Origin of the sequence: Photobacterium japonica (assembly GCF_050337005.1) — a bacterium.
Taxonomy (GTDB): domain Bacteria; phylum Pseudomonadota; class Gammaproteobacteria; order Enterobacterales; family Vibrionaceae; genus Photobacterium; species Photobacterium japonica.
On record NZ_JAKJSN010000106.1, the window covers coordinates 1 to 4975 of the forward strand.

Below are 4975 nucleotides of genomic sequence, written 5' to 3' on the forward strand. Positions count from 1 at the left end.
GTTGAACTGCTCGGCGATACCAATGGCGACGGCGTATACAACAGCGACGAACTGGGCGCTGATGGAACAGTCACCGCAGAAGTGACACTGGCTGCGGGCACTGAAGTCGGCGACCGCGTCATCATCAAAGATACCGACGGTACTGTGCTGGTTGACCGTGAAATCACCCAAGCCGATCTCGATAACGGCATTCAGGTTGAAGTCTCGGTTGGTACAGGTAACAACGTTGAAGTGACCGCACAAGTGGTGGATGCCGCAGGCAACCCATCGCCAGAAGTGAGCGACAATGCGCTGGTTGATTCAGAGGCTGCACCTGCACCAACGGTTGAGCTGCTAGGTGATAACGGCGACGGCGTATACAACAGCGACGAACTCGGCGCTGACGGTACAGTCACCGCAGAAGTGACACTGGCCGCGGGCACCGAAGTTGGCGACCGCGTGATCATCAAAGACACAGACGGCTCAATCCTCGTTGACCGCGAAATTACCCAAGACGATTTGAACAATGGCATCCAAGTCGAAGTCTCAGTGGGTGCGGGCAATAACGTAGAAGTCACAGCTCAGGTTGTGGATGCGGCAGGCAACCCATCGCCAGAAGTGAGCGACAATGCACTTGTGGATGATGTGGCAGCACCAGCCCCATCGGTAGAGCTACTGGGTGATACCAATGGTGATGGCGTCTACAACAGCGACGAACTCGGCGCTGACGGCACAGTCACCGCAGAAGTGACACTGGCAGCAGGCACCGAAGTCGGCGACCGCGTCATCATTAAAGACACCGATGGCTCAATCCTCGTTGATCGTGAAATTACCCAAGCCGATCTCGATAACGGTATTCAGGTTGAAGTCTCGGTTGGGGCGGCTAACAACGTTGAAGTGACCGCACAAGTCGTGGATGCGGCCGGTAACGCCTCACCAGAGGTGAGCGACAATGCGCTGGTTGATTCAGAGGCTGCACCGGCACCATCTGTTGAGCTGCTAGGCGACACCAACGGTGACGGCGTTTACAACAGCGACGAGTTGGGCGCTGATGGAACAGTCACCGCAGAAGTGACACTGGCCGCGGGCACCGAAGTGGGCGACCGCGTCATCATCAAAGATACCGACGGTTCGATTCTGGTTGATCGTGTGATCACCCAAGATGATTTGAACAACGGTATTCAGGTTGAAGTATCGGTTGGTACAGGTAACAACGTTGAAGTGACCGCCCAAGTGGTGGATGCCGCAGGTAACCCATCACCAGAAGCCAGCGATAACGCCTTGGTTGATAATGGTGCTGCTCCGGCCCCAACGGTAGAACTGCTCGGCGACACTAACGGCGACGGCGTCTACAACAGCGACGAACTCGGCGCTGATGGAACAGTCACCGCAGAAGTGACACTGGCCGCGGGCACTGAAGTCGGCGACCGCGTCATCATTAAAGACACTGACGGCTCAATCCTCGTTGATCGTGAAATCACTCAGGCAGATCTTGATAACGGTATCCAAGTTGAAGTATCGGTTGGTACAGGTAACAACGTTGAAGTCACAGCTCAGGTTGTGGATGCCGCAGGTAACGCCTCACCAGAAGTAAGTGATAACGCCTTGGTTGATAATGGTGCTGCACCGGCCCCATCGGTAGAACTGCTCGGTGATACCAATGGTGATGGCGTATACAACAGCGACGAACTGGGCGCTGACGGCACAGTCACCGCAGAAGTGACACTGGCTGCAGGCACTGAAGTCGGTGATCGTATCATCATTAAAGATACTGACGGTTCAATCCTCGTTGACCGCGAAATTACCCAAGCGGATCTCGATAACGGCATCCAGGTTGAAGTATCGGTTGGTACAGGTAACAACGTTGAAGTGACCGCACAAGTGGTGGATGCCGCAGGCAACCCATCGCCAGAAGTGAGCGACAATGCGCTGGTTGATTCAGAGGCTGCACCGGCACCATCGGTTGAGCTGCTAGGCGACACTAACGGTGACGGCGTCTACAACAGCGACGAACTCGGCGCTGACGGCACGGTAACGGCGGAAGTGACATTGGCTGCAGGTACCGAAGTGGGCGACCGCGTCATCATCAAAGATACCGACGGTTCGATTCTGGTTGATCGTGTGATCACCCAAGATGATTTGAACAACGGTATTCAGGTTGAACTATCGGTTGGTACAGGTAACAACGTTGAAGTGACCGCCCAAGTGGTGGATGCCGCAGGTAACCCATCACCAGAAGCGAGCGACAGTGCACTCGTGGATACTGACGGCGCGTCAGCACCAACGGTAGAACTGTTAGGCGACACCAACGGTGACGGCGTGTACAACAGCGACGAGTTGGGTGCCGACGGTACCGTGACCGCCAAAGTCACTCTGGCCGCTGACACAGCGGTGGGCGATACGATTACTGTCACTGACGGTCATGGCAATGTATTGCTTGAGCGTGAAGTCACCCAAGACGACTTGGACAACGGTATCTTGGTCGAAGTATCACCGAACGGCGATCGCGTCGACGTGACCGCACAAGTGACCGATCCGGCAGGTAATAAATCTCCAGAAGCCAGCGACAGTGCACTCGTGGATACAGAAGCAGCATCAGCGCCAACAGTAGAGCTGCAAGGCGATACCAATGGCGATGGTGTCTACAACAGCGATGAGTTGGGTGCAGATAACACCGTGACCGCCAAAGTGACCTTAGCAGCAGACACTGCCGTGGGCGATACCATCACTGTGACAGATGGGGCAGGCAACGTCCTTCTCGAGCGCGAAGTGACGCAAGATGACCTCGACAACGGCATCAACGTGGAAGTGCCGTACTATGGCGATCGCGTCGACGTGACGGCGCAAGTCACCGATCCTGCAGGCAACCAATCCCCAGAAGCCAGCGATAGCGCATTGGTGGATACAGAGGCAGCATCAGCGCCAACAGTAGAGCTGCAAGGCGATACCAATGGCGATGGTGTCTACAACAGCGATGAGTTGGGTGCAGATAACACCGTGACCGCCAAAGTGACCTTAGCAGCAGACACTGCCGTGGGCGATACCATCACTGTGACAGATGGGGCAGGCAACGTCCTTCTCGAGCGAGAAGTGACGCAAGATGACCTCGACAACGGCATCAACGTGGAAGTGCCGTACTATGGCGATCGCGTCGACGTGACGGCGCAAGTCACCGATCCTGCAGGCAACCAATCCCCAGAGGCGAATGATAGCGCGTTAGTCGATACTGATGCTGCATCTGCTCCGACCGTCGAACTGTTAGGCGACACCAACGGTGACGGCGTGTACAACAGCGACGAGTTGGGTGCCGACGGTACCGTGACCGCCAAAGTCACTCTGGCCGCTGACACAGCGGTGGGCGATACGATTACTGTCACAGACGGCAACGGTAACATCCTTCTTGAGCGTGAAGTGACGCAAGCTGATTTAGATAACGGCATCTACGTGGAAACGCCAGTGAATGGCGGTCGTGTTGATGTGACGGCGCAAGTGACTGACCCTGCGGACAACAAATCCCCAGAAGCGAGCGACAGTGCCTTGGTCGATAGTGAAGGCCCGACAGTTTCTGTTGAGTTATTGGGCGACACCAACGGTGACGGCGTCTTTAATATTGCCGAACTCGGCGCTGATGGCACCGTGACGGCGCAAGTGACCTTGACCCAAGGTACACAAGTGGGCGATCGCATTGTCATTACCGACACCAGCGGCAATGTGCTGGTTGATCGCGAAGTRACTCAAGATGACCTCACTAGCGGTATTCAAGTYGAAGTGCCCGTGGTCGGCGGAACGGTGGATGTCACGGCACAGGTGACAGACCCTGCCGGGAATACCTCTGAGGCCAATGACAGTGCCTTGGTAGACAGTGAAGGCCCGACAGTTTCTGTTGAGTTACTGGGCGATACCAACGGTGACGGTATCTATAACAGCGACGAACTCGGCGCTGATGGCACCGTGACGGCGCAAGTGAACTTGACCCTAGGTACGCAAGTGGGCGACCGCATTGTCATTACCGACACCAGCGGCAATGTGCTGGTTGATCGCGAAGTRACTCAAGATGACCTCACTAACGGTATTCAAGTCGAAGTGCCAGTGGTCGGCGGAACGGTGGATGTCACGGCACAGGTGACAGACCCAGCCGGGAATACCTCTGAGGCCAATGACAGTGCCTTGGTMGAYAGTGAAGGCCCGACAGTTTCTGTTGAGTTACTGGGCGACACCAACGGTGACGGTATCTACAACAGCGACGAACTCGGCGCTGATGGCACCGTGACGGCGCAAGTGACTTTGACCCAAGGTACGCAAGTGGGCGACCGCATTGTCATTACCGACACCAGCGGCAATGTGCTGGTTGATCGCGAAGTGACTCAAGATGACCTCACTAACGGTATTCAAGTCGAAGTGCCCGTGGTCGGCGGAACGGTGGATGTCACGGCACAGGTGACAGACCCAGCCGGGAATACCTCTGAGGCCAATGACAGTGCCTTGGTCGATAGTGAAGGCCCGACAGTTTCTGTTGAGTTAYTGGGCGAYACCAACGGTGACGGTATCTAYAACAGCGACGAACTCGGCGCTGATGGCACCGTGACGGCGCAAGTGACCTTGACCCAAGGTACACAAGTGGGCGATCGCATTGTCATTACCGACACCAGCGGCAATGTGCTGGTTGATCGCGAAGTAACTCAAGATGACCTCACTAGCGGTATTCAAGTCGAAGTGCCCGTGGTCGGCGGAACGGTGGATGTCACGGCACAGGTGACAGACCCAGCCGGGAATACCTCTGAGGCGAGCGACAGTGCCTTGGTCGATAGTGAAGGCCCGACAGTTTCTGTTGAGTTATTGGGCGACACCAACGGTGACGGCGTCTTTAATATTGCCGAACTCGGCGCTGATGGCACCGTGACGGCGCAAGTGACCTTGACCCAAGGTACACAAGTGGGCGATCGCATTGTCATTACCGACACCAGCGGCAATGTGCTGGTTGATCGCGAAGTGACTC

At 55.9% G+C, this 4975-nt stretch carries 1 protein-coding gene; it reads left to right on the forward strand.

The features are described from left to right. On the forward strand, positions 1-4975 hold a 4975-nt coding region (locus tag L4C36_RS23280; RefSeq protein WP_428480155.1), incomplete at both ends, for a beta strand repeat-containing protein.